Annotated in this window: 22 protein-coding genes and 1 pseudogene; 9 read left to right on the top strand and 14 right to left on the bottom strand. The window is 56.0% G+C overall.

The window, feature by feature from the left end; translation table 11 throughout:
- Positions 1–16: 16 nt before the first annotated feature.
- Positions 17–838, bottom strand: coding sequence for an SDR family oxidoreductase (locus HX783_RS25335; RefSeq protein WP_177018684.1), 822 nt, complete (start codon positions 836–838; stop codon positions 17–19).
- Positions 839–1,075: 237 nt separating this feature from the next.
- Entirely contained in the window at positions 1,076–1,555 is a 480-nt protein-coding gene (locus tag HX783_RS25330) for a GNAT family N-acetyltransferase (RefSeq protein WP_159959053.1), read from the bottom strand.
- A 190-nt stretch (positions 1,556–1,745) separates the two neighbouring features.
- On the opposite strand from HX783_RS25330, the gene HX783_RS25325 reads away from it, so the two are divergent.
- From HX783_RS25325 to HX783_RS25315, 3 genes are all read left to right on the top strand, one after another.
- On the top strand, positions 1,746–2,951 hold the full coding sequence (locus HX783_RS25325) for an MFS transporter (protein WP_177018683.1): 1,206 nt from the start codon (positions 1,746–1,748) through the stop codon (positions 2,949–2,951).
- 85 nt (positions 2,952–3,036) lie between these two features.
- A complete protein-coding gene (locus HX783_RS25320) occupies positions 3,037–3,390 on the top strand; it encodes a hypothetical protein (RefSeq protein WP_159959057.1) in 354 nt (117 codons plus the stop codon).
- 51 nt (positions 3,391–3,441) lie between these two features.
- On the top strand, positions 3,442–3,708 hold the full coding sequence (locus HX783_RS25315) for a hypothetical protein (RefSeq protein WP_159959059.1): 267 nt from the start codon (positions 3,442–3,444) through the stop codon (positions 3,706–3,708).
- A 128-nt stretch (positions 3,709–3,836) separates the two neighbouring features.
- Here the strand turns inward: HX783_RS25315 and HX783_RS25310 are convergent, their stop codons facing one another.
- The 12 genes and pseudogenes from HX783_RS25310 to HX783_RS25255 form a co-directional block, all read right to left on the bottom strand.
- Positions 3,837–4,565: a bifunctional 2-polyprenyl-6-hydroxyphenol methylase/3-demethylubiquinol 3-O-methyltransferase UbiG gene (locus HX783_RS25310; RefSeq protein ID WP_177018682.1), complete on the bottom strand. Its 729-nt coding sequence runs from the start codon at positions 4,563–4,565 to the stop codon at positions 3,837–3,839.
- A 25-nt stretch (positions 4,566–4,590) separates the two neighbouring features.
- Positions 4,591–5,508: a PfkB family carbohydrate kinase gene (locus HX783_RS25305; protein ID WP_177018681.1), complete on the bottom strand. Its 918-nt coding sequence runs from the start codon at positions 5,506–5,508 to the stop codon at positions 4,591–4,593.
- Positions 5,501–6,967, bottom strand: a complete 1,467-nt coding sequence (locus tag HX783_RS25300) for a cytosine permease (RefSeq protein WP_177018680.1) — start codon at positions 6,965–6,967, stop codon at positions 5,501–5,503. Before HX783_RS25300 ends, HX783_RS25305 begins: the two co-directional genes overlap by 8 nt.
- 196 nt (positions 6,968–7,163) lie before the next feature.
- Entirely contained in the window at positions 7,164–8,165 is a 1,002-nt protein-coding gene (locus HX783_RS25295; RefSeq protein WP_177018679.1) for an ADP-ribosylglycohydrolase family protein, read from the bottom strand.
- Positions 8,162–8,875: a GntR family transcriptional regulator gene (locus HX783_RS25290; RefSeq protein WP_159959069.1), complete on the bottom strand. Its 714-nt coding sequence runs from the start codon at positions 8,873–8,875 to the stop codon at positions 8,162–8,164. The genes HX783_RS25295 and HX783_RS25290 overlap by 4 nt, the downstream gene beginning before the upstream one ends.
- A gap of 70 nt (positions 8,876–8,945) precedes the next feature.
- Positions 8,946–9,506, bottom strand: a complete 561-nt coding sequence (locus HX783_RS25285; protein WP_177018678.1) for a DUF1285 domain-containing protein — start codon at positions 9,504–9,506, stop codon at positions 8,946–8,948.
- Between the two features lie 17 nt (positions 9,507–9,523).
- On the bottom strand, positions 9,524–10,129 hold the full coding sequence (locus HX783_RS25280) for a DUF4823 domain-containing protein (protein WP_083357207.1): 606 nt from the start codon (positions 10,127–10,129) through the stop codon (positions 9,524–9,526).
- 109 nt (positions 10,130–10,238) lie between these two features.
- Positions 10,239–11,207, bottom strand: a complete 969-nt coding sequence (locus HX783_RS25275) for a GTP 3',8-cyclase MoaA (RefSeq protein ID WP_159959073.1) — start codon at positions 11,205–11,207, stop codon at positions 10,239–10,241.
- A gap of 139 nt (positions 11,208–11,346) precedes the next feature.
- Positions 11,347–12,015 carry a TetR/AcrR family transcriptional regulator gene (locus HX783_RS25270; protein WP_159959075.1) on the bottom strand — a complete coding sequence of 223 codons (669 nt, stop codon included), beginning with the start codon at positions 12,013–12,015 and terminating at the stop codon, positions 11,347–11,349.
- Between the two features lie 444 nt (positions 12,016–12,459).
- Positions 12,460–13,245 carry a TatD family hydrolase gene (locus tag HX783_RS25265; protein WP_177018677.1) on the bottom strand — a complete coding sequence of 262 codons (786 nt, stop codon included), beginning with the start codon at positions 13,243–13,245 and terminating at the stop codon, positions 12,460–12,462.
- A 63-nt stretch (positions 13,246–13,308) separates the two neighbouring features.
- On the bottom strand, positions 13,309–14,298 hold the full coding sequence (locus tag HX783_RS25260) for a DNA polymerase III subunit delta' (protein WP_177018676.1): 990 nt from the start codon (positions 14,296–14,298) through the stop codon (positions 13,309–13,311).
- Positions 14,291–14,629: pseudogene (locus HX783_RS25255) on the bottom strand (dTMP kinase); the annotation flags it as partial. The pseudogene HX783_RS25255 and the gene HX783_RS25260, both read right to left, overlap by 8 nt.
- A 101-nt stretch (positions 14,630–14,730) precedes the next feature.
- Between HX783_RS25255 and HX783_RS25250 the strand changes: the two are divergent.
- From HX783_RS25250 to HX783_RS25225, 6 genes are all read left to right on the top strand, one after another.
- Positions 14,731–15,564, top strand: a complete 834-nt coding sequence (locus tag HX783_RS25250) for a deoxynucleotide monophosphate kinase (RefSeq protein WP_177018674.1) — start codon at positions 14,731–14,733, stop codon at positions 15,562–15,564.
- A 2-nt stretch (positions 15,565–15,566) separates the two neighbouring features.
- A complete protein-coding gene (locus HX783_RS25245; RefSeq protein WP_177018673.1) occupies positions 15,567–17,777 on the top strand; it encodes a hypothetical protein in 2,211 nt (736 codons plus the stop codon).
- Positions 17,767–19,809 (top strand): site-specific integrase, encoded by a 2,043-nt coding sequence (locus HX783_RS25240; protein WP_177018672.1) that lies wholly within the window; start codon positions 17,767–17,769, stop codon positions 19,807–19,809. Before HX783_RS25245 ends, HX783_RS25240 begins: the two co-directional genes overlap by 11 nt.
- Positions 19,806–20,801, top strand: a complete 996-nt coding sequence (locus tag HX783_RS25235) for a hypothetical protein (RefSeq protein ID WP_177018671.1) — start codon at positions 19,806–19,808, stop codon at positions 20,799–20,801. The genes HX783_RS25240 and HX783_RS25235 overlap by 4 nt, the downstream gene beginning before the upstream one ends.
- Positions 20,801–22,081: a hypothetical protein gene (locus tag HX783_RS25230; RefSeq protein WP_177018670.1), complete on the top strand. Its 1,281-nt coding sequence runs from the start codon at positions 20,801–20,803 to the stop codon at positions 22,079–22,081. The genes HX783_RS25235 and HX783_RS25230 overlap by 1 nt, the downstream gene beginning before the upstream one ends.
- 1,224 nt (positions 22,082–23,305) lie before the next feature.
- Positions 23,306–24,307, top strand: a complete 1,002-nt coding sequence (locus HX783_RS25225; RefSeq protein ID WP_177018669.1) for a tyrosine-type recombinase/integrase — start codon at positions 23,306–23,308, stop codon at positions 24,305–24,307.
- Positions 24,308–24,449: the final 142 nt, after the last annotated feature.

Genomic DNA, 24,449 nt, shown 5'->3' with positions numbered 1-24,449 from the left:
GTTATTGGAAACGTTTTTAGTCGTGGTACATCACAGACCGCCCGCCATCGATCATCAGGCAGGTTGCATTGATAAAGGGCGCCTCATCCGTGGCCAGGAACAGCGCCGTCATCGCCACCTCGACCGGCTGGCCGATGCGCTTGGGCGGGTGCAAATCGAAGGCACGCTGGCGCTCGGCATGCGGGTCGGGGAAACCGTTCCAGTAGTCGATGTTGAGCTGGGTTTCGATATAGCCCGGCGCGATGGCATTTACGCGGATGCCCTTGGGCGCGTATTCGATGCCCAGCGCGCGGGTCAGGCCGAGCAGGCCGTGCTTGGCGACCGGGTAGGGAAAGCAGCCGGGGATGATGTGGCTGGAATGGGTGGAGGCGATGTTGATGATGTTGCCGATGCCCTGTTCGATCATGTGCGGCAACACCGAACGGCAACCGAACCAGGCGCCGTCGAGGTCGATGGCGAAGCAGCGGCGCCAGTCTTCGTCGCTCATTTCCAGCGGGTCACGGAACACATTGACGCCGGCGCAATTGACCAGCACATCCACGCGGCCATAGCGCTCGATGGCCAGGTTGACCAGCGACTGCCATTGTTCTTTGGAGGTGATATCGACGGCTTGCGCGACAATCTCGGCGCCACGTTCACGCCAGTGGGCGGCGACTTTCTCAACCTTTTCGGCCTGGATATCAGCGATCACCAGACGGGCCTGCTGGGCCTGGAAGCAGGCGACGATCGCCTCACCAATGCCTTGGGCCGCGCCGGTAATGATCACAACTTTGTTTTTCAGCCGCTCGCCGTAGGTGGGCTCGGGCACAGCGGGTAACGACAACGGTTGGGGCTGCATCGCTTCACCTGTTTTATTTTTGGTAGTGAGTGCTGATGCTGCCGACTATAAACCCATCTTTTGAGATATCTCAATATATAAATTTGCATCCCATATATTGAAACAAAAACAAAAAAATGTGGGAGCGGGCTTGCTCGCGAATGCGGTTGTTCAGCCAATGATTTATTGACTGATGCACCGCATTCGCGAGCAAGCCCGCTCCCACATTTGATCTTCGGTGTTTTAAGACGGGTGATTTCAGCCTTGGGCGAAATCGCGCAGCGCGTCGCCTTCCATGCGGTACCGCACCCATTCTTCCTGCGGCTGCGCGCCGATGGATTTGTAGAAGGCAATCGCCGGCTCGTTCCAGTCCAGCACGCTCCATTCGAAACGTCCGCAACCGTTGTCGCAGGCGATCTTCGCCAGGTGGCGCAGCAACTTCTTGCCTGCGCCGCCGCCGCGTTGTTCGGGGTTGATGTAGAGGTCTTCGAGGTACAGGCAGTTGCTGCCTAGCCACGTGGAGTAGCTGAAAAAGAACACCGCAAAACCAATCGGCAGACCGTCCCGCGAGCAGATCAGGCCATGGGCGGTGGCGCCTTCGCTGAACAGGCTGCGTTCGATGTCCGCCACACTGGCGATCACTTCATGCCGGGCTTTTTCGTACTCGGCAAGCTCGGTGATGAACGCCAGGATCTGCGCAGCATCGCTGGGCACGGCGGGGCGAATCTCGATGGTCATGGGCGAGCCTTGGGCAAATTCAAAGCACACATACTAAGGCGGTTTCATGACGAATTGCAGCGCAATTTAGCGCTGGCCGGGGCGCCTTACTCCGCCGTGGGCTAATGCAAGCACCACCAAGCACAGAACAATCTGTTGCGCTGTGCATGCTAAAAATTGGCCATAACTCTAACGCGCTCAAGGTTTAGCCATGCATGCCACTGCACCCGTAAAAAAACGAAGCGCAAAGCTCTTCGCGCTGTTTTGCCTGGCCAGCTTCCTGCTGTCGCTGTCGTACGGCTCGACGTTTCTGCTGTCGCTGCTGATTCATTCGCGCGGCGGCAACGAGCACGATGCCGGCAGCGTGATCTCCACCGCGATGTTCAGCACCTTTGTGGCAGTGCTGTTCTCCGGGCATCTGGCCGATGCAGTGGGCGCCGCACGCGCGATTGCGTGGACCGGCGTGTTGCTGGTGGTGGCCTGCCTGGGGTTCGCCCTGATGCCAGGGTTTGGCGAGGGCTTGATGCTGTTCGGGCTCTCATTGGGCTTGGGCTGGGGCGTGTTCTACACCTTGGGCCCGATTATCGTCAGCTTGTTGGTGGAGCCGTCGCAGCGGGCCAAGTACTTTGCCTTGCTGTCGGGCAGCATGTTGAGCGGGATCGGCTCCGGCCCTTTGCTCGGCCGAGCGGCGAGTGCGCTGGAGCTGCCGCTGACCACAGCGTTTTACATCGCCGGGCTCGCCAGCCTCGTCGGGGTGGTGATGTTCTGGCGCATGGGCGCGCAACTCAAGCAGCACGCCAATACGCCGACCTCGAGAATTTCCTGGGCCGCCAGCCGACACGTGCTGTCATCCAAGGCGGGGTTCGCCATCCTCATGGTCGGCCTGGGCGGCTGTGTATTTGGCGGCCTGTCGTCGTTCCAAACCAGTTACGCAGCCGCACGTGGCTTGGACTATTCGCTGTTCTTCGCCGGGTTCCTGAGCGCCGCGATCACCAGCCGTTTGTTGATTGCCGGCCATGTGGTCAAGCGTGATGCCTACTGGGCCGCCTGTGTGTTGTCCGGAGTGATGCTAGGGGCCGTCGCACTGCTTGCCTTTGGCGTGAGCGGCAACCTCAGTTACTTGCTGGCCGCTGCCACGCTGGGCGTGGGATACGGCCTGACGTATTCGGTGATCAATGGGTTGGTGGCCAACGAAGCACCAGCTGGCACTACGTCCCAGGCCTTGCTGCTGTTCAGCCTGGCGTACTTTATTGGCGTGTTCGGGTTCCCGTGGTTGGCGGGCCAGATCATCGTGGACCACGGCCTGCCCACACTGCTGGCGATTGTCGTGGGCGTGGCGCTGTTTAACTGGCTGATCGCGGTGGCGCGGCTGGTGTGGCGCAGTGTCTCGGCACACAAAATCTTACAGGTACGCTAATACCGTTCGTCGCCATCAAGGCACGAACCGCAAGTGGGGGCTGACCAATAAAGGGTAAGGACATTAATCATATGGAGACACCCCCATGAAGAATTCCAAGTTTGCCGCCCTCGCCCTCACCGGCCTGTTGTCTGCTGCCTCGCTGAGCGCCTTTGCTGCCACTTCGTCCACCGGCAAGACCGACCCGGTCGGCAGCCCGCCAAGCCCTGCCACGCAGGAATCGCAGAAATCGATGGGCACCGGCCTCGACACCAATGGTGGCGCGATCATCGACAACAGCGCCGGCGCTGACCCACGTACACAGGGCAACGACACCCAACGCCAGGCTCCGGCCGCCGTCGGTAACGGCAAGATGGGCCCAGGCATCAACAATGAGCCCAAGGTCAACAAAGGCGACGACTCGAACATCCCAGGCGCGCCGAAACAACCTGCGCCTTGATGCACCAATAGCCCCACCAACACCCGATCATTTCCCAGTGAAGAGGTACGCATGAACGTCGATAGAAACCTTGAAAAAGAAGTCCTCACCCGCCTGCTGCACGCCCACCCGAACGGTTTGGGCAAGGAGGTGCTGGATAACTACCGCGGCGAGAAGGAAGTGGCCAGTGTCTTGGCGTTCCTGCAGGACCGTGGGTTTATCAAGGATGGGCATGTGACCACCGACGACGCCGGTGAATATTCGTTGAACCTGCCGATCAAGCTGACCGCGTCCGGCGTTGACGAGGCGCGCAAGCTCGACGGCGAACGCGCGCAGTAAACGAAGATCCAAATGTGGGAGCGGGCTTGCTCGCGAATGCGTAGTTTCAGTCGACATTTCAGTGACTGATCTACCGCATTCGCGAGCAAGCCCGCTCCCACTTTTTTATTCGGTGTAAAGCCTGGGAATCAGCGCTGAGCCGAGACCAGCAGCATCATTGGGCGCTCTTGTTCTTCGGCCAATTCGGGCCGAGCTTTCAGGTCCGCTTCGCTTGGCCCCCACTCCTCCACATGACTGAGCGTAAACCCTGCCTGGATCAACAAATTGAGCAATGTGCCCAGCGTGCGGTGCTGTTTGATCACGCCCTCGGCCAGCCAGTTCGTTACCCGTGGGCCTTCCAGTTGATAGCCATCCACAGGCCAGCTTTTGCGACCCTGATCGTCCACCAACCAACCCGGATTACGCGGTGCCATGAAGATCGGGTGCTCGATGGAAAACACCAGGCGCCCGCCCGGCACCAGCGCTTGATGAAGACGCGCGAACAGCCCCTTGAGGTCGACGATGTAATGGAACGCAAGTGAGCTGTAGGCCAGATCGAATGCGCCAGCAGGCAGGTCGAGTTGTTCCAGATCGGCAATCGCATAGCTGATGCTCGGCGCCGAGGTCATCTCGGTGGCCCGCGCCAACATCTTTTGCGACACGTCCAGGCCGAGCACCTGCGCTGCGCCCTGCTCCTGTGCCCAGCGGCTGAACCAGCCGTAACCACACCCCAGGTCCACCACCTTCAAGCCACGCATCGGCGGCAGCAGCGCCTGCAACGCGGGCCACTCCGGCGCACCGGCCAGGCCTTCGACCGAGCGGCCCATTTTGCTGTAGCCCTCGAAGAAGGCTGGCGTGTCGTAGATATTCTGGGTCATGGGCTGATTCCGTGCGCAGAAGGCCCTATTTTGCCAACAATGCATCCACTTCGTCAGTACCGGGTGAAGTCGCCGGGCCCCAGCGCGTGACCGCCAGCGCAGCCGCCGCATTCGCGCGGCGCGCCGCAGCAGCCGGTTTCAAGCCTTTTGCCAACCCGGCAAGGAACACACCGGCATGCGCATCGCCCGCGCCGTTGCTGTCGACGGCGGTCACTTTGAAACCCGGCACATGCTCGGCCTGGCCTTGGCGGCTGACCCAGCACCCATTCGGCCCATCACGCACCACCAGCAGTGCTTCAGCAGGCAAATGGCGATTGAGTTCGAGCAGGGCCTCGGCCAGCGTACCGGCGCCGGTAAACGCCAGGGCTTCCGGGCCGTTGCTGGTCCAGATATCGATGCGCGGCAGCAAGGCGACCATCAAGGCCGAATCCGGCGCCTTGACCAACGGCCCCGGGTCGAACACCACCGTGATTTCACGCGGCAGCACCAACAGCCAATCGAGCAACGCCTGGGCCTTGCCTTCGAGCAACAGGCTGTAGCCGCTGACGTACACGTAGTCGTCCGCACGCGGTACGACACTGGCCAAATCCTCGGCGCTCAAATCCCCTTCGGCGCCGATATGCGAAATGAAGGTGCGCTCGGTGGTGGCCTCGGTCAGCGACACGCATAAACCCGTGTCCTTGCCGGTGCTCGCCGCTTGAGCCATCTCCACGCCTTCGGCCTGCATCGCCGCGCGGGCCAGGTCGCCGAAGCGCCCGTGGCCATGGCGGCCGAGGTAGACCACCGGCAAGCCGTTACGCCGGGCGGCAGCCATCACGTTGAAACCACCACCGGCTTCGAAGCTGGCGGATTGCGCCAGCACGTCGCCGCCGGTCGCCGGCAAGGTGTCGAGGGCCATGACCAGGTCGACGATGACCTGGCCGGTGTGCAGCAATCTAGACATTAGGGCTCTCTACTAAAGCCGGGCGACGGTCAGCTGCGCCGCCCAGTACCGCATAAATCCCACCGGCCACCAGGAACGTGACGATCCAGCCCAGGCCGTTGTGGCCCAGCCAGGAGTCGGACAACGGCCCGGCGAACCAGATGTTTTCGGCCGTGGTGCCGATGGTGGTGAAGCTAAAGCCCAGCACGATCGCCACGGCCCAGGCGCCGAAGGCACGCCATTCCACACCGCCGCGATACCAATAGGCGCTGCTTGGGCTCACGTCCAGCAGGTCTTTGGCGCTGTAGTAGTGACGGTGAATCAAGTCGACCACGAAGATCCCGACCCATGCGGTAATCGGCACGGCCAGCAGCGAGATGAAGGTGATGAAGGGGCCGTAGAAACTGTCGGCGATGAGCATGAAGTAGATCGAACCGGCGAAGATCGCCACGATGTCGACGATCACGGCGTGCACGCGCTTGACCTTCAAGCCGAGGGTCAAGGTGGTGAGGCCTGCCGAATACACCGACAGGTTATTCGACAGCAGCAGCCCACCGAATGCAGTGATCAGGTACGGCACGGCCATCCAGGTCGGCAGCATGTCGCGGATCGCGATGATCGGGTCGGTGGCCGAGGCCAGGTCGTTGTTGCCCACCGACAGCAAGCCGCCGAGGGTGATCAGCAGCACCAGCGGAATCCCCGCGCCAAACGCGGCAGACGCCACCAGGCGCACGGCCTTGACGCTGCGGTGCTGGTAGCGCGACATGTCGGCCCCGGCGTTGGCCCAACCGATACCGGTGCCGGCCGCCATGGTGCCGACGCCGATGATCATTGCGCTCAGCGGCGCCGGGGTGGCGTTGAACACTGCGCTCCAGTCGATGGTGGCGCAGAGAAAGCCGCCCACCAGAATATTCAAGCCGCCGAAAACGTAGGTGGCCCACTTCTGGATCACCAGCAGGGTCGCGTGGCCTAGGCCGGAAACGGACAGGGTCAGCAAGACGAAAATGGCGATGAAGATCAGCGTCAGCACCGGCGCGCTTTTCGCCTCGACCGGCGAGTGGAACAGGATCGAACACAACGACAGCAACACGAATGCAGCCGTCGTGGTGTTGACGGTTTCCCAGCCCAGACGCGACATCAGCGACACGATGGTCGGGCCGATATTGCCGCGCACGCCGAAGATCGCGCGGGACAAGGTCAGGCTGGGCGCACGGCCACGGCGACCGGCAATCGAGATGATCCCGACCACCGCGAAAGAGCCGGCGGCACCGAGGATCGCGACGATAATCGCCTGCCAGATTGCCAGGCCGCGAAACGCTACGAGGGTCGCGCCGAGCGGCAAACCGAGGATGCTGATATTGGCCGCGAACCACACCCAGAACAGTTGCAGCGGATGGCCGTTGCACTCGCTTTCAGGAACCGGTTCGATACCGCGTGTTTCCAATTGCCCGGCGCTTTGGCCGGAAGAAGGGGTGCTCATGAGGGGTGCTCCTGGTGCCTGTATTGTTGTGGTTGTGGCAGATGTGAAAAGTGAATCTTTAGCCGGTCTCCATGACTCAATGCGGTCAAATGTGGGAGCGGGCTTGCTCGCGAATGCGGTGGTTCAGCCAACTGATAGGCCACCTGATACTCCGCTTTCGCGAGCAAGCCCGCTCCCACATGTCTACCTGCGGCGCTTATCGAATGTGCAGCAGCCCCTGCACCAGCGGTTGCAAGTCCAGGCCATTGACCTGCTTGACCTGTTCAATCATCGCCTCAGGCCAGCACTGCAGGCCCAAACACGCGCCCAGCATCGCGCCGAGAATCGCGGCGATGGTGTCGGTGTCGCCGCCAAGGCTGGCGGCCAGGCACACCGCTTCAAAGGCATTCATCGCGCCCACCGCCACTTGCTGCGCGAGGGCAAACGACACCACCACCGATTCCTGGGACGCGACGGAGGTGCCGATCAATTCATAGAGCAGGTCGGCGAACAGGGCTTTGTCGCCGCTGCCGACGCTCAACGTTCGTGCCCAACTGATACGCGTGGAGATGCGCCCACCGGCAATCCAGTGGCCATGGTTTTCGGCCTGCTGGGCGATCTGGGTGCCGATGTTCAGCGCTTCGCCCAGGTCCACGCCGTTGATGCCGGCCGAGACCACCGCCGCAACGGCCGCCGCGCTGGAGATGCCCAGCGAGGTGTTGTGGGTGACCTGGCAGGCCTGGATCACCGCTTGAATAAACTGCGCCGGATCGCTGACATCGGCGGCGATCCCGACGGGGGTGATGCGCATGGCCGCGCCATTGGTGGTGCCGTAGCGCCCGGATTCTTCCGGGGTGTGGCCGGCGAGGATCATGTCGATGGCGCGTTTGGTCGATGGCCCGAGCAAATCCTGGGAGCCCTTGGCACGCATCACCGCTTCCCAGTCGATCAGGCGCTGGGCGAGCACGGTGGGTTCGATCTTGCCGTGGCCTTGCACCAGCAATTCCCCGACCAGGATCGCCTGTTCGGTGTCATCGGTGATCGAGCCGGCGGGCATGTTCGGCGCGATGGGCTGGTCGGCGTCGGCATCTTCCAGCGCGGTGATGGCACCGAAGCGTTGTTGCACCTGCTCGCGGCTCAGAGACTGGGTGGGCATGCCCAGGGCGTCGCCCAGGGCCAAGCCGTAAAAGGCCCCGAGGGCGCGATTTTGCGCGGTCATTTTGAAGCTCCAAACTGCAGGTGCAGGCGAAAGTGCAGAGGGTCGAGCAAACTTTCGACGTACTCCATGAAACGCTCGCGGCGGTCGTAAGTGGTGCGCGAGGCCTTGAGAAACACCGTGCCGGCCGGGCGACCGAGCAGCTCGGCGTCTTCATCGCTCAGGGGCTCGGCGCCGATCCACTGGTCACCTTCGGCGCCGACGTAGCCGTAGGCCGCCAGGGTGATGGTCAGGGAATTGTCGATCAGGCCGACGCGGGGCAGGCTTTCCAGACTTCCGGCGGCGGGCATCAACGAGCGCTCCAGGGACACCGCAGTGCCATCGGTGGTGCGCCGACGCCGGTCGAGGGCGATGAATTGGTCGCTGCCGAAACGGCTGAGCAGGTCCGGGCGGGTCACGGCTTCCAGGCGCAGGATGTCGGTGGTGACCAGCGCGCCGGTATCGGCCAGGGCCTGGGCCCAGCCGTTGCGTTGGTCGAGCACCATGCCGTCAAACGTCACGATGGAGCCGACGCCGCTCTGGGTGGCGATGTAGTGACGGCGTTTGAGCTCAGCCAGGGCTTCGCGCAAGGTGCCCCGGCTGACCGCGAATTCTTCGGCCAACTGATGCTCACCCGGCAGCAGATAACCGTCGGCCATCACTCCAGCCTCGATACGGCGGATGAGCTCGTCGACGACGCGTTTTTTCTTATCAAATCGGACATGTCTAATCATGTACAAATTGATAACCGAAAGCGTCCGATGACAGCAAGCGAATTATTTCACAGAGATGAAAAAACTGGTCTCAGGGCTCGAGGCCAATGCGGAAAAACTCCCCGCCACTCCATACGCCAAGCCAGTTCTGACCGTTGATCGGACGGCTCACCGCGAGTTCGACCAATTGGTAAAACACGTTGCGATGCACGAGGGCTTCGAGGTTGGTACGCACCCGCAGATAGGGCGAGGGTTCCTGGGTGACGGGGTCGATGACGACACGCAGCGGGTGTTCGAGGCCAGCCTCGATGGGCTCGTCGACGTTGGTGGTGAACCGCAGCACCTGCTGTTCGCCCTGCCCTTCGACTTCCAGAGTTACTGCGACAAACGGCGCATCATCGACGCTGATGCCGACCTTTTCCACCGGAGTGACCAGGAAATAATCATCGCCATCGCGGCGGATGATGTTGGAGAACAGCTTGACCATCGGCTTACGCCCGATCGGCGTGCCCTGATAGAACCAGGTGCCGTCGCGGGCGATACGCATGTCGATGTTGCCGCAAAAATCCGGGTTCCACAGGTGTACCGGCGCCGGCCCTTTGCCCTTGGGCAGTTGGGCCAATAGGTCATTGGCCTTGGCGGAATCGGACATGCAGTGCTCCTTGAGTGTTACTGATCTCCCATGCCCAGCAGGCCGCGAGCGTACTGCGCCAGGGGGCGGGCAATCAGATCTTCTGGCTTGTTGTCGTGGAACGTCAGTAAACCGCCACGACTGCGAATACGTGCAGTATCAATCAAATACTGGGTGCTGGTCTCGATCAACATGATCTGGATGACGCCGCTGTCCAGACCGACGCGGTCGAGGGCTTGCTGATCGGTCCATTCATCGGCATTGCCAATCCGGTCATCGGCTGCCGCAAAGCGGCAATACAGCAGGTAATGCGCACCCGCCGCACGGGCTTCGGACATCGCTTGTTCCAAACCTTCCGGCTTACGGGCGCGGCGCACCATGGGAAAGTATTCGACGAAACCGTTGAAGGCTTCTTCGGCCACCACGTTAGGCCGCGGATAGGCGCTGCCCGGCGGCACAAAGGCGCCCTGGGCGATAAATACAAAGGAGTCCGGCTGTATGCGAATCGACGCGGTACGGCGTGTATCACTGTGGTCCAGCAACCCGGCGTCGCTCATCTGATAACGGGTGCCTTCGGCCATATCGCTGACGGTCATGCAACCACTCAGCGTCAATGACGCCAGCAACAAAACCAGACTACGCATCCTAATCCTCCAGAAGCCGGTGACGGAAAACCGGCGAATGGGCACGTGATGCAGAATCCGCGCCATTTGGAGGGATGCACAAGCAAATGTGGGAGCGCCAGCTTATAGGCTAGCCGCCAATGATCTTCATGATGGTGGCCCCGCCGGAGAAAGCCACTTCCTGTTTGTCGCCAAGCGCCTTCATCAACAGGCCTTGCAAGGCCGGCAGAGCCTGGTGGCGCGGTTGGTCGAGCAGGTCGCCGACATAGTGCCGGTTGCTCGACGACAGGCAGCCATGCAGCCAACCGGTCGACGACAGGCGCAGGCGTGAACAGGTACGGCAGAACGGCACGCTTTCGTTGGCAATGACGCCAAAGAAGCCCTTGCCCGGTACTTCGTAGCGCACCGCGGTGGCGTCGACCGGGGCATTGGCTTGCAGGTATTCGTGGTGTTCGCCGATCAGGCTGAGCAGTTGCTGCAGGCTGACGAACTGTTGCAGGAAGGCGTTTGAGTCCTTGGCCAGATGGCCCATGCGCATCAGCTCGATAAAGCGCAGCTCGTAGCCACGCTCCAGGCAGTAGTCGAGCAGCGGCATGACCTGGTCAAGGTTCTGCCCGCGCAACGGCACCATGTTGACCTTGATCTTGATCCCGGCGGCGCGGGCCTGGTCCATGCCATCGAGCACCGTGGCCAGGTCGCCGCCACGGGCGATGCTGCGGAAGGCGTCGGCGTCGAGAGTGTCGAGGGACACGTTGATGCGGCGAATACCCGCGTCCACCAGCAGCGGCAGTTTGCGCGCCAGCAGTTGGCCGTTGGTGGTCAGGCTGATATCGCTGAGGCCCATGCCGCCCACCGCGCCCATGAAGGCTTCCAGCTTGGGGCTCACCAGCGGCTCGCCGCCGGTGATACGCAGGCGCTCGATGCCTGCCGCCTCGATCAGATACGCCACGCCACGGGCCATGGCCTCGGCCGAGAGCTCGTCCTGGGCAGCCACCAGCCGCTTGCCGTTCGGCACGCAGTAGGTACACGCGTAATTGCAGGCTGAGGTCAGGCTGATTCGCAAATTGCGAAACCGCCTGCCTTGACGATCAACGATCATGGATCACTCCGGCAGAGGATGATTCGGGCGTGCTAAAAACTGACTTATAAATCAGCTTTTAGCAAGGTCCTTGCCTGAGTATATTCCTGGGGTACTGCAACTGGCAGTAAATCATTGCGCCATCACGGTCGGGAATGGCTTAAGTAGCAGGGGTTTCACTGCTCTTGGGCTCAGCGCTCGGCAGTTCGGCGCTGTGCTTGCGCTTGTTGCCCATGCGCACGCCGATGTCCATCAGGAACTGGAAAAAACCTTCCTGATCTTCCAGCACGTTACTCCAGAACGGCGAGTGGTACAGCGCCACGGCGCCGTGCACCAACGCCCAAGCGGCGCAGTAGTGGAAGTACGGCGGCACGTCTTCGAGCTTGCCTTCACTGATACGGCCCTTGATCAGCAAGGTCAGGCGTTCGAAATTCGAGGCCCGGATCTTGTGCAGCTCTTCGACCATTTCCGGCACTTGATGGCCCTTGACCACCTTCTCTTCCAGGCGGTCGAACAGGCGGTAGCGTTGCGGATCTCGCATGCGGAATTCGAAATAGGCCCGGGACAGGGCTTCTTTGTCTTTGTCGACATCGGCCGAATGCAGCAGCTCGTTCAAGTCGCGCTCGTAGTCGAGCATCAGGCGCAGGTAGATCTCGGCCTTGGACTTGAAGTGCTTGTAGATCGTGCCTTTGCCGATACCCACGGCATCCGCAATCATCTCGACGGTGACGCTGTCTTCACCTTGTTCGAGAAACAGCTTGAGTGCGGTGTCGAGAATTTCCTGTTCACGGCGGCGAAACTCACGGACCTTACGGGGTTCTTTTTGCATGAGGGAGAGGTCTGCAGAGGTCAATGTGGGAGGGTTGCGCAGGGCCAGTGATACGTGGCGATACGATTTACCCAGTGCGAGGGATTATCCCGACTGAACAGTCGTTGGGCAACGCCTATGTGAACCCGTTATGCACTTAACTTTCAGCGCGCCAACGTTTTTGCCCTTCTCAGTCAGAAACAATACACATAAATGACACCTGTGCACCCACGCAATGAGAACTCAAGCGAAGCGCGCGTATTCCAAATCTGTTTAAAAAACGATCAGATGCGACTGGACTGAATGGGATAGTGATCAATACTTCAACTGTCGACGTGGCATCTCCCCCAAGTGACGCGTCGACCTGGGTACCGACGGACTGTGTGCCCTTGTTTTACTCCTAATGGTCTTAGCCCGGATTCACCCCCCAGAACCCGGGTTTTTTTTGCCTGCGATTTGGCCACTTCAGCCGGCGACGTGAGCCAGCGGGAACAGACGCTTGAAGTTGGCTGTGGTTTGCTCGGCAAAGCGCTCGTACGACTCACCCCGCAGCATCGCCAGGTAATCCGCCACGTCACGCACGTATTCCGGCAAGTTCGGCTTGCCACGATGAGGGATGGGCGCCAGGTACGGCGAATCGGTTTCCACCAGCAGGCGGTCGGCCGGCACTTGGCGTGCCACGTCGCGCAGTGCATCGGCATTGCGGAAGGTGACGATGCCCGACAGGGAAATGTAGAAGCCCAGGTCCAGGGCGGCCTTGGCCATGTCCCAGTCTTCGGTAAAGCAATGCAGCACGCCGGCCTGGGGCAACGCCGCTTCGCGCAGCAGGGTCAGAGTGTCGGCACGGGCGCCACGGGTATGGACGATCACCGGCTTGCCGGTTTGCTGGGCGGCTTGCAGGTGCAGGCGGAACGACGCCTGTTGTAGTTCAGCGGCTTCAGGCTCGTAGTGGTAATCCAGGCCGGTTTCGCCAATCGCCACCACGCGTGGGTGGTTGAGCTCACCCAGCAGCCAGTCGAGGGCGGGGGCTTCACCGGGCTTGAGGTCCAGCGGGTGGATACCGACCGAGCAATCGACATCGGCATAACGATCAGCCAGTGCCTTGACGTCGGCGGCGTTCTCGGCACTCACGCCGATGCACAGAAAGTGCCCTACCCCACGCTGGCGCGCCGCTTCAAGGGCGGCGTCGAGCGAGCCGCCGTGCTGGGCAAGGTCAAGGCGATCAAGGTGGCAATGGGAATCTACGAGCATAGGTAAATACAACTTCATTCACTGAAAGTGTCTGGCCAACGATACACCCGTCGGCCACGGAAATTAACGCCGGCCGAGCAAGCCAACCCACTGCACCAGCAATGCTTCGAGCAACAACACGCGGTTGAGGTTGGCCTTGCCGAGAACCTTTTGGCGCTGGGCCAGAATCCAGTCCTGGATGTTCAGCACCTTGTCCTGCGCACTTTTCTGCGCGAGGTACTGCACTACTTTGCGCATGTCCGGCAGGCCCAGGCCATTTTCATCCTGGGTCAACTGGTAGCGCAGGATCAGGCTCGACCAATCGCAGAACCAGTCGAACAGCAGCAATAACGGAATGTCCTTCCAGGCGCTTTCGGCCAGTTGCGTCGCGGACAGCTCCTGCTTGAGCAGCTTTTTCACGCCATCCACCACCAGCGCGCGTTGCTCGCGCACGCCTTGGGCGTGCAGTTTCACCGCCGCCAGGGGCGAACCGGCTGCCAGGGTCAGCAGTTCGATGCGTTCGTCTTCGCCGCACTCGGGCAGCGCCTGCGCCAGCCACTGCAAGCTCATGGCTTCGCTCGGCAACGGGCAGGCCTGCTGCACGCAGCGGCTGCGAATGGTCGGCAACAAGCGGCTGGATTGGTGGCTCACCAGCAGCAACACCGTATCGCCCGAGGGTTCCTCCAGGCTTTTTAGCAAGGCGTTGGCGGCGTTGATGTTCATCGCTTCAACCGGCTCAATCAACACCACCTTGCGCCCGCCCATCTGCGCGGTTTGCACCACGAAGCTGACGAGGTCACGCACCTGGTCGACCTTGATCGCCTTGTCGGCTTCCTCGGGCTCCAGCAGGTAGTTATCGGGGTGGCTGCCGGCCTTGAGCAACAGGCAGGATTTGCACTCACCGCACGCTTCCAGGTTGACCGGGCGCTGGCACAGCAGGCTGGCCATCAGTCGCTCGGCCAGCGCGCGCTTGCCGATACCCGCAGGCCCATGCAGCAGATAGGCGTGGGCATGCTGGGCACGGCCGGCCAATTGCTGCCAGAGGCTGTCCTGCCACGGATAAGCCTCAGCCACGGGCACGCTCCAGCAGCGTCGGCAACAGGGCGTCGATGGCCTGCTGCACCTGCGTCAGCGGCTGAGCAGCATCCAGCAGGTGGTAACGCGCCGGCTCAGCCTTCGCGCGCTGGAGGAATGCGCTGCGCACTGCATCAAAAAACACCTGGCCTTCCAGTTCGAAGCGGTCCAGGCGACCACGGGCACTGGCGCGGGCCATGCCGACTTCCACCGGCAGGTCGAACAGCAGCGTCAGATCAGGGCGCAAGTTGCCCTGGACGAAGGTTTCCAGGGTGGCGATACGCTCCAGGCACAAGCCCCGGCCGCCGCCCTGGTAGGCGTAGGTCGAATCTTGTTTTGGAATGGACAGAAATGGAAACAAGAGAATATACTCAGCTACGAAAAAAATGTAAACAAACCAAAAACGCATTACAGATCAGGGGCTTAGTTAGCATGAAGATAGTCATAGGGCTTGCAGCCAAGGCTCGGTCGGGCAAGGATACAGCTGCAAAGCTCTTGCTTGAACATGCCAATGTCGCCGCATTTGCCCTCGCCGACCCGCTCAAGCAAGGCTGCCAAGTTCTCTTTAATCTGTCAGATGCCCAAGCGTGGGATGATAACTTAAAGGAGATAAAGGTGGAGGCTTGGGGCTTCTCACCGCGTGAATTCTTCCAACGCGTGGGCACTGAGTGGATGAGAGGGCATAGTCCTGTTCACTGGCTGATGCGCGCTGATCGAGAAATCAATGCCCCGCAGGTCGTCCGCGCCCTGGAGCCATCGCAGCTCAATCACCCCGACCTCCCTTTCATCCTCGCCGCAAAGGCATTCTTCAACCTCCGTCACCACCAGTGTTGGGACGAGAACCTAAAGAACCAGAAAGACGCGTTTTGGGATATGTCTCCGTGCGAAATGATTGCGCTCGTTAAAGCCAAAGCACTCGCTGACTTTCCAGATTTTGCCGAAAGGCGAAATGCGATGCCGCCGCAATTGATCAACGAGATGGCATTCTTCATAAAGCCAAACCTTGATACTGAAAACAAAAACATCATCATTATCAAAGATATTCGATTCGAAAATGAAGCTGCCTATATCAGAGATATGGGCGGAAAGATCTGGCATATCGTTCGAGACAACGCAGAGTCTGTCAACCAACACTCGTCAGAATTAGGGATAGAAATCCAACCAAGTGATATTGTTATTTCAAATAACGGAACTATCGAAGAATACAAGACAGCTCTGACTGTCGCATGGGAAACATTATCCCACCTCCATGCGAAAAAGAGTTAGACATGGATCATCTTTACCAGCCTAAAGAGGCTATCCATGATGTTGTGCTCAGCTCAGACAACTATAACGTAGAGTGCCTATACCAAGGCCATTCGTTTTATAGCCGATCAAAAGCTATTTGCCTAGCGCTGCATTTGACGTTTATTAAGTACTGTCCAACTCGAAGCAGGATAACTGCAAGTTCCTTGCGCAGAGCGATCTGGATGTTTTTTAGCTTCTGCAGCGAGTACAACCTTCGCAACCCGGCGGGCCTATGGATTACCCAAATTACTGATCTCAGCGCCGAAGTTTACAAACAGTTTGAAGGCTACCTGCTTCAGAATGACGAGCGACTGGAATATGCAGCTCGATTAAAAGCTGCACTCAAGAGCGTCTCATCTTTAACAGAAGCGATTCCTGATCTACTGCTCCCATTCGCGACAAGAACTGCCACTCAGGCTCGAGTGCCGTTCAGTGATGAAACTGAGCAAATGTTGGCAGATGCATTTACTTCGAGCATCGACAAACTCTATGAGAAAATCGAATTTCGGAACTTGGTTAATGGTGCCGTAGCGTATACCTATGAAGAAATCATTGAGGAAATGACACTTACACGCAAGTCGATTTTTCAGTGGATTCAACATTTGCTGGACAATGAAATAAAACTCGACTGGAGAGCCTTACACCTAAAACTGTCAAAGTCGACTGACCCGGAACTACAAAATATCGCCACCCTTTCGAACTGGCGGGATGTAATTTTTCAAGCTTATGAAGACAGGGGCGATGAGTACGTCTTCCAGAACCCCAGAAACCCCTTTCACCGGGGTAATACGTCTAACTTTGAGCCCGACCCAGTACGGGCAGTTAAAACGATCATCGATGGCGGCTACCCGTTCGAGATGACCTTGGAGGAGATCGGTACTAAATACGCCGTCGCTGCTCTTTTCTCCATGGATCGCTGCGAAGATGCTCTGCAGCTGATCATGTATAGGTTGCGAAACCCATACACCCCGCCAGGGATGGCCGTTCCGCTGAAGTGGGAACACTTGCTGGAGATGTACTATCCAACGATGCAGGACATGTCCTGTCTTGTGCAATTCATCATGCTTCAAACCAACTGGAACAAAGAGGCAGTGCTCGCTGTAGATCCTGACAATTTCGAGCACGCTTTGACCGGCGCGATGAACGAAAAACACGTCATGATTCAGACAGAGAAAAACCGAAGCCAAGGTATAGGTAAGCCTTACTACGCCCCTAAAGAGATTGTGGCTGTAAGCACGACCTCCGATATGTATTCAGCGCGAAACCTAGTGTCGCTGGCTGTGAAGCTGTCTGAGCCTCTTGCAGGGCGTGACTTTGACTACGTCCGGCACGGGATGACCAGCAGTGACTATAACCCGGCGTTTTTATGCATGCGTTTCTACCCTGATTGGGTCAATAAAGGTGGGCGTCATACCTCATCTTCCAATGAGAAGGCGTTCCAGCAGGGAAACAAGCAATTTTTGAAGCAGTATCCAATCTACGACGAGTTTGGTGAGCGTCTGACGGGAGGTAAGGATCTCACGTGGCGGCTACGACCTACGTGGGTGAAGCGCCGGAAAGAAATGACTGGCAGTTCGCATGGCTTACTAGCAATGTTCCTTGGACACGCCAGCACCGTGACAACTGACATCCACTACGACAACTCTGCTTTAGCCCAACAGGAACGATACGATCGGTTAGAGTCTGAGCTAGAAGCAGTTATTAAGCTGATGCGCGCAGGTAAGTTCGAAGGAATGCTCGGTGTTCCGCCTCAAGAAGCCGCTACCCAGCTTCCTCTCAAGATCTTCCACATTCCGGGGATGGAAAAGCCACTTTGGGGCTGCGCCAATCAGTACAAACCCACTTGGCTGGGGGCAGTTCGACACGTAGAACCAGGAAAAAGGTGCTACGTCATCAGCCAATGCACATTTTGTTCCCAGTGCATCATTTTTGAAGACTCGCTCCCATATTTGATTGAGCGTCGCATCCACGTGGTCGAGATTATCGATGATCAGCCTCCTACCGCGTCTGACTACAGCAGCAATCACGAACTTGAACTGGCAAAGATTGAATCAATTTTCGAACGCTGGGATGACGAACAGGCAATCCGAGAAGCGTCACGGTATCAGCGTCGTAAAACCCCACTACTCCCTCGGGATCTGAATTTTCTCCAAGTGATCCTTGAAGAAGAGGACAGGCAGAATGAAGAATAAAATTGATGATGCGACCCAAGCCGCACTCGACACTCTTGCTGAAGACATGGACATCGATTTTTCCGAGGATATGCAGGATGCTGCTGAACAAGAGATTGAGCAACTTTTGCTTGAAACTGGCGGTGAAGCCCGCCAAATCGAAAGCACTTTATTGAAAAAGCTGGAGCTCTATCCTGCGGGTAACTTTCCGGTATCCGCTTACTCTTTATATAGCGACAGTAGCTGGATCATCTTCAAGGACAAGGACGGCACCGTAACTCGCGTCACATTTGATGACATGTCGGAACATGCGATTTCAATTAAAAAATCGATAATTTACCACCTCATACCTGATTACGCGCCTTTTGCGGGTATCCGCTCCTACACAACAACTTTGGGTCATGCTCGAAACTTTCGCAGACTCATTAATTACGTATTGATTGACAACCATCTGTCTGGCGACCTGGAGTCATTGTCATTTATCACGCCTAGGCTTTTAAATGACGCTCTCGACAGGGCAAAAGAAGTACCCCAGTTCACGCATTACCACTATCTTTTTTTGCACATCCGTTTCTGGATCGCATTGAGTGCACAGAAGCTAATCCCGAAAGAAAATCGTTTAGCTGTATCGGCGACGTCAGTAGATACCCCAGAACGACGAAAGGACGTTATTCGGCATTTTACCGGCTCGCTGGCGACTTGGGCGCCATATAATGAAAGCGATCTCAAAAAACTTGTTGAATACGCGCTTTTCTGGACTGAGAAAGCCATGCCGCGAGTTCGTGAGGCGTCCGATTACCTGCTATCGCGCAACTTTGTCACCAACCATTCTAAAACGATATCCCGGGTCGCCGAAGACCTAGAGCTTGAGAAAAATCTTGACGTTGTAGTTGAAGGTATCCGAATAGTAGAGATTCAAAAAAACAAGCGTGACTATGAGACCGTCTTTTGGAACTATTCATGGATTAGCAGCTTTCAGCGCTCCCTGACCTCAATTCGCAATGCACTGTACATACTGGTCGCCCTAGTCACCGGACTGCGCGTAAGCGAGTTAGAGGCGCTCAAATTTGAACACGTCATAGAAACGAGAAACGGACGCTTCAAATTACAGGTTACCCGATATAAAACCAGTCAAGATCCTAACTACAACGGAGACATTAGCTTCATACCGCTCCCCAAATTCGTCGGCCAAAAGCTCAAAGAATTTAAGAGTCTTCGCGACGATCTTGATCAAAAACGAGAAGGCTTTATATTCCAATCCGTGCTTGGCAGGAGAAAAGTCGTCCGCCAAGGATCTGTCAAAATCGAGAACATCACCAAAAAACTCCAAGAAGAACTCGAAATAGATCGCATCCACACTCATCGCTTCCGGAAAACGATTGCCGAAATATTAATCAATCGTAACGAACGCAACGTTGATATTATTAGACTCTTATTCGGACACGCTAGTTATGCGATGACGCTAAGATACATCGGCCGCAATCCTTACATCGTTCAAAGCGTGGCGAAAGCAATTGAAGAAAACTATATTCAAGAGTTTACCGAAATCATAACGCAGGTTAAGCACTCAACCTCCTCTGGCGATAATGCTCGCCGTTTGGTAGACAAGATTGCTGCCCGTCCGGATGCGTTCACCGGACAAAACTTGAAAGTTACGGTCTTCACTTATGTGACCCACTTGCTATCTTCTGGTGAACCTTTGTTCATCCACCGGACGGCCATGGGCACCTACTGTGTTAGTACAGAGGTGTACTCCTCACCCGACCTGCCTCCCTGCTTGGCACACTACAAAACCGTGGTTAAAGGTGCGCTTCCAGAGCCTTCCAACTGTGATACCTCATGCCCACATGCGCTTATTGTTAACAAAGCGGCCAAGGCCTTGGAAGATAACACGAACTTTTATCAAGACATGTTGATTCGGGCAGGCGACACGCTTTCCGAAACGTCCAAGGCGATGCTCCGAAAAAAAGTTTCGGATAATACTAGGCACCTCGAAACTCTGAAGACTAACGAGCAGTATAAAATTATTCCGTCTATGGATATTCACGCATGAGTAGCCAAGCCACCCGTGACAAGCTAATAAGTATTATCAAGGAGCACCAGCTCAGTCACGGCCAGACCAAGCTTCCTATTCTAAAGCTCGCGGAACTAGCAGGTATTAGTCGGCAGGCGTTTAATCGGTATTACGACGATTTGAAGGCTTATTCAACCGGAAAAGAATCGATCGCTAAACTGCTTGTCGACGACAATGCCTCGCTGAGTGAAATAATCGAAAATAACGAGGCCCGCATTTACCGGCTGGAGCAGGAGATCGCATCAACCAAAGCAGCGCATCAGGCTGAGCTCGACTCCGTGATCCTGAACCATACTACGACCTTGATGAACAACGACATCATAGCGTTCAACGCTAACCAGTTGTCGTCTACGCTCACCAATCAAAGCAATCACAATGCTTTCATGAGAAAGCGGCTAACAGAACTTGAAGTTACTAATGCGAAGTTAACGATTGACGCAGTTACCGCTTCCAGCGCCTCCTCATCGGCATTTGCTGAAAAATCGGACAAGAACTTCATCACGTTCGACCTAGATCTCACGCTCGCGAAAAAATCTTATGCGCTCTCCAAAAACTTCTCAACCTACGAAGATGCGAAAGATCTAGCTATTACGAAGACTATAAGTGATATCAGAAAATTTCCGACACCCGAAAGTCTTGACATCATTTTTTTCCAAGATAAATACATTTCCGACTTCAGTCTCTTCTGCTCTAGATTATCGCCTAGGCATGATCGCACGCTGATAATTGTACGCCTACCTATCTACAGTCGAGAAGAAATACAAATAATACTTAAGCACATGCACCCACTCGCTTCGGTATCTATTCATGTTCCGTACAGCTCGTCTGACGCCATAATTTCGGCAAAACGGAAGTTTAGTTTCAGAGATATTCCCGAAGAAGAGCTTCAAGATGCAGACTCCGCAAAGACTCCGCTCATCACTTGGGGATTTGAAAGCGTAGTAGTATCGAAAATCAGGCAGGGCGACTGATGATCAATTTTGACTTCAAACCGATTAGTTACTACAGCATTGACCTTGGAAAAGATGTTAACCATTACATTATGACTGCCAATTACAAGAACAAGTACCTAATGTTAAGCATGGTTAACTTATACCTTTACGAGAAAACAAGGTCATCCGAGCAAACATCCAAAAGATACGTGACATTAATCACCAGCTTCTACAAATTTATTTCCGAGCTGTCAAGGTTTCGCGCTGTTAATCCAGGTGATTATCACTTTCATGTTATAAACGCAGATTTGCGAAAATGGCAAGTTTACCGTCAGACGCGCAGGGTTATGCTAAACAGCGTCCATCCTAGCTCAGATACCATCTACAAGGACGCATGTGTAGTTCTTCATTTTTTCAAGTGGTTGCATGACAAAAAAATCCCGACCGGCGTAATAATCACACTGAAAACTTGGGTCGCAAACTTTAAAGACCGCCGAATGTTGAGCTACATCCAAAAAAAATCCGAATCAGTTTTGGACACGAATTCTATCCGAGTGCTCGACCGAGAAGCGCGGCAGAAAAAGCCCAAGCGCCTTATATCCAATCGAGACATTACGACCCTTCTCGACAGTTATCCAGACCAGGTTTACAAAGTCTTGTTCAACTTTGCGCTGGCAACTGCCATGCGCCCCATGGAACTTGTGAAATTCCCTTACATGGGCATTGGCAAAAACAGACACATCCTTCCATACAGCGAGATGAAAAAGGACGTTAAAACGGTTCAATACGAGGTCTTCGGGAAAGGGGCTAAATTCAGGGACATCATCATTCCCGCCTACGCATTACAAATGCTAGACGAAAGCTATATTAAAACCGAATATGCAACGAGGGCAAAGCTGTATAAAAATAAATTTGGCAAGAAATGCCCGCTTTCCACCCTGTTCCTGACCGCAGAAGGAGAACCCGTAACTGCGTCAATGATTTCAAACGCGACCAATTATGCTAAGCGGTTAGCTCGCGAGAAAGATTCTAGCTTCGTCTTGAGCAATATTTTCTACCATACACGCAAATGGTGGCCCACTCTTATGATGATACAACATCATAATGGCGAGGGTATTTTGGAAAAAAACGCTGAAGTTATGGATCTTGCGATAACTGAAGTTATCACCAACCAACTTGGTCATGAAAGTCCTGACACGACGTATCAACATTATCTTGTGCTAGGTCGATTCGTTGTGATGGCTCGAAAAGGTATTACTTACGAGCTCATTCATGAGAAGACCATTAATGTGCACGACGCTATTGCGGCTTATTCGTGACGCCCATTAGCTTGCGTGTGCTTGTTAGGACGCTGCCGTGCAGGGTATCGGGATACGTGAGGCAAGGTGGCAATAAACGCCTCGCCCTCGCGGTCGAATTTGGAGAAGAGCAGGGAGACTTCCATTCTTGAGGTTCGATGCAGACCCGCCTTGCGGGCCGGCTGTCGTTAACCAAGCCATCGACGCAGTCGACGTCTTGGCCCTGCGGGCTTCCATCCTCCTGCCTACGCCCGGTCGGCCTGCGCGCTCCGCTTGCTTGAACCGAGGCGCGACTATAACCTCAGCGTATGTCCACGGCGCTTTTTCATGTGAGTTTACAAGTCCAAGCCATCAAGCGGATATAGAATCTCTTCCTTTACAACTGCGAGATCCGCGTTTTTTAAGAAGAAATAGAAAGTAGAATCAACAACCTTCAGCTGCCTAGAGTTGGAGTCATATGCCAGCACAGGCGGGCTAATCCCCTTCCCGGACTAAACCTCTGCAAGCCCCTTGATAGCATGCAATATTCAGCTGGCAAAACTTTAGTCCTGAGCGAATGAGTTTTCGTTGGAAGTCTTGGCTGGTGAAGCGCTCTATTCAGCTGAATGCTGGAATTGCATCTTGCTGGTACCGCAATCAGGTCACCGTCCAACCTCCCTGCTATCTGCAGCCAAGAAGATCAGCTGGATCTAGCGGTACCATCCTCAGCACCAGGCTCATCAGCGACCAAGTAGTGCCCGCTCGATGTTCTGCCGTAGTAATTCGGCAGGTCATCAAGCTCCAAGATTTAAGCACGTTGAATTATGCGCTCCCCTCATTTACTGCTCGTATTATAATGACATTTAAAAATAGACTCACACATCGTCAAAACTGAGTTTCTGAAAACACATACCAAAAATTTAGCTCAAAAACATATGTCATAAATTGACATTTTAGATATCTGCATAACTATATAGTCCAGATAAAGAGAGCCAAGTCATAAGCCCGACTACCTTTCACCAACACCGATGGTTAATGATTAAAGCGCAGGGCAACCCGTTACGTATTACACTGTAGTTAGGGACGTGAGGAAAGACTTTAGACACACGTGCAAAGTGTGCTAGCTTAGTTCACATCGATTTACCTAGTCGAGCGGTCGGTTCGCAAAGTGCCCATTGTGGCCTCAGGTTGCTTCACCTCCCTACGCACGCTTTCGACAATCGTCAGAGGGCAGCCGACACCCTGACGCAAGATTGGGAAAGTCTCATGCGCATACCTGTTTTTCAGTCCGACCTGCTCACGAACCGTCACTTCAAACGCATTGCTAAAGAGCTTCACGCCTGCTGGCCGTTTCCTGAGCCGCTGAAGCTTATGTCAGCACAAGAGATCTTGGCCCGGGGACTCGGCTATAAGGACTTCCACGATCTTCGTCTGTCGGCAAATCATACAACCCAGGGCACATCGACGCCGACGTTGTCTGAAGCAAGGGATGGGATTGCGACGTCAGTCGTGGTCTTCCTCCAGTCCAAAGGTGTTGTGAACATCGATAACGCTGAAATCAATCGTCTGATGTTGATGCTTCCGCTCAATAAGCTCAAAGCCTTCGGGGAGTCCGGCGAGAAGCAAACAGCTGATGGGGTGCCGATTGCTGCCGGCGAAGCCGATCCAGTACCGCGCGATCGTCTAAGCAGCGAAGTTTCGCTCGAAAACCTCCGCGCACGTCCATTCGGTTCGATCAGCGTCGAAAATCTGACATTGATCGCAGATGCTGTTAGACGCGAGGGCTCTCTGCGTGATCAAGCTCTACTCGGGATTGCAATGACGGGAATCCGGGCGCTCGAACTCGGGGTACTCAAGGCGAGTGACATCCACCATGACGCAATAGGCTCAAGCCTGCTCGTTCGCCAGTTCAAGGCTCGCGAAGGGCACATGCAAACCAAATTACCAAGCGCCACAGCAGCCATACTCCACCGGTACGTAGAACAGACGGGGTTGGTAGAAGGTGACTGGCTGTTCCCATCCCGCTCAAGTCCTGAGCGCTCCATGAGCCCAAGTGAGATGAACAAAGTCATTCAGGCGTGGGCTGTGAAGGCGTTGACGAATCTCGAGCACGTGACTGTCCATACGATCCGGCAATCGTTGATCGAGGCGAGGTCAGGGGTTTCAAAAGCTGATGACTTGATTTCGACTTTGTCGAAGCAGTTTGGGCACGAATTCAGAGGTTTGATTAGCGATTACCTACCCGGCATTGAAAAGAAGTCAGAATAACTCTCCTCGCATCACTGCCCTACAACGTTTCAGCATTGCGCGGCTGGCTGCTGCGCATAGCGCTCCCTGTGCTGGTATCCAATTGTGGTATCAGCGTGGGGCCAGGTGTAACTCACGACTAGGCTAAAAGCTGACTATTAAC

Source organism: Pseudomonas sp. D2002 (assembly GCF_013385735.1).
Taxonomy (GTDB): Bacteria; Pseudomonadota; Gammaproteobacteria; order Pseudomonadales; family Pseudomonadaceae; genus Aquipseudomonas.
Note: the sequence above shows the minus strand (reverse complement) of the source record. Positions and strands in the feature narration are given on the sequence as shown.